Source organism: Tateyamaria pelophila, from assembly GCF_019966495.1.
Lineage (GTDB): Bacteria > Pseudomonadota > Alphaproteobacteria > Rhodobacterales > Rhodobacteraceae > Tateyamaria > Tateyamaria pelophila.
Window position 1 is genome coordinate 1 of record NZ_JAIMIA010000279.1, and the last position, 2,059, is coordinate 2,059.

Annotated in this window: 2 protein-coding genes; both read right to left on the reverse strand. The window is 49.9% G+C overall.

Features of this window, described 5'->3' with window-relative positions; genetic code table 11:
• Positions 1-538: 538 nt before the first annotated feature.
• The gene (locus LC354_RS27605; RefSeq protein ID WP_223429127.1) at positions 539-1,609 is read right to left on the reverse strand and encodes an RNA-directed DNA polymerase; all 1,071 of its coding nucleotides are present in this window, start codon (positions 1,607-1,609) and stop codon (positions 539-541) included.
• On the reverse strand, positions 1,606-2,059 hold a 454-nt coding region (locus LC354_RS27610), incomplete at its 5' end, for a hypothetical protein (RefSeq protein ID WP_223429128.1). The genes LC354_RS27610 and LC354_RS27605, both read right to left, overlap by 4 nt.

A 2,059-nucleotide genomic window follows, 5' to 3' on the forward strand; every position in this document is an offset into this window, starting at 1 on the left:
CCGGAACCACCCACAAACACAATCTGATAGCTGATCTGACCCTTGGCCTTACAGTGACTACATCTCAGCTTTGGGACTACGTCGGCCATCCGCGCCTCCCAACCCAGTCGGTCAATCAAAACCTGCACTGGCATCAAGCAGTTGTAACCACACAGCTTGCAGGTCAGGCTTAGGTGGTTTTTGGAAATGCTGCCAAGTTGGGTCATTGCGGGTCATGTAGCACACGTGCTCGTCTGTTCATAACTGAGACGGTCGACGCCCAGCGCCTTCCTTACCCAAGGCTTTGAAGGCTTTCGCATCTGTATCATAGAGTTCAAGAAGCTGAGAGGCGGCATCAATGAGATGACCTACCCGATGTTTTGATACCGGATGTGCAGGAACGTCTTAGTATGTTTGGGGATGTGCCTTGTGAGACGTGTTCTTGTGAAAATGTTCGATCCAATTTCTTGCGGTGTCGATCAATGTCTCCTTTTGCGGGCCGTTTTGCGTCACCGCACCATCATCGCATTGGAGAATGAGTTTCGGGGGCGGGTAGGCGCTATTGTTTGGATACGATGTCAAACACTAACTTATTATAGTTCGATGCCTTGGCGAAGTAACCCAACCGATGCCTGCGATCTATTCTGCGCAGCCCTCTATGCCCAACAGCACTAGCCCAAGACAACCAATCTGATTGCCCTGCGCCGAGATGACCGTCGCGAAGTTCTACCAGGCCATACCTCAGATCAGGGACCTCAAGGAGCTTGGCTCGTGATATCGAGGTAGCATTTGGGTGGTTATATAGTCGGTCAATAATTTCACCTGCCGATGGCGTATCAAGCAGTCGGTCTTCAAGAATGTGAGTAAGCCAGAAAAGTTGAAACTCATACACCATCGCATCAACGTCCTGGAGCAGTTCGAGAACAAACTCTGAGACAGCAACAGCATCTTGTGCCTCAAGGCAGAATGAGTGAATATTCTTGAACAGATGGGGAAACCTACGGGCGATGTCGGCCAACCGATCCATCGCCTCTTCAGCGTGTTCAGCCATGAGTGCCAAGACGAGTTCAGCGTCCTCCTCATCAATATCGTCTTGCCTTAGCAAACCACGAAGGAACTCCATCTCTTCGTCAGAGAGGTCCTCTTCGACCTCAATTTCTCCCTCAGGTATGCCATCATAATCCGTCACAACAATACGTCGCCGTTGCAAAAGCCGCATCCGCACATCTTCAATGGCGTTTTCTAATCCTATGTTTTCACGAACCCCTTCACTGGTTTTGTTCGGGTTTAATGATAATCCCTTGTCGCCAAGCAAGTTTTGTATGGTCATGAAATCATGACGTAGGTCACGCCTAGAATCTGAAAATAATACAAAATCGTCCATGAAACGGACTACGGCGTTGCTGCGCAGGCCATGGAATTGCTCGACAAACCTTAGAAAGTCGTTCCCAATCATCTTCGTCGGGTAGATGCCTTGTGGCAAACAATCAACGGAACGCCCCGTATTGATCTCTCGCAAGAACTGTCCGAAGGCTTCGTAATCATTTTGCGTGGCACCTGCCATTGAAAACCAAGACACGAGGTCATGGTGATAGATGGAATTGAAATAGGCTGCGACATCGAAGCTCAAGCTGTAACGATATTCGTCTCATAAGCCGCGATAGCCCCCTTGTATCCTCGAAACGATCCCGAAGGGTTCAAAGGCTCCCCTTCCTCGAAGCGATAGCCAAAGTGTTTCTTATGCTCACCAAAGGGTGCGCGGAAGCGCGTTCTATTCCTGAGGACCAGATCATAGATGAAGAACTCCGCAACAGGATCGAGCTTGACTGTACGCCTTAAATGCAGGTCTGGTTTCCCCGCATACACTCTGGTCTGTGAGCGAAACGAATAGGCTTCTTGATCCTGATCCAGACAGCGGCCAAGAAACTCCCTGATCTCGTCTTGACCGTGTTCGATAAGATAACTGTTGGTGGACATCGGAAACAACGTTCGTCGGTAATCGTCAGGGGAATCGCGTTTGGAACTGAAGGCGTGAACGGTCACTCTTGCCTGTGAGGGCGAGATGGATTCTGAAGTGGGG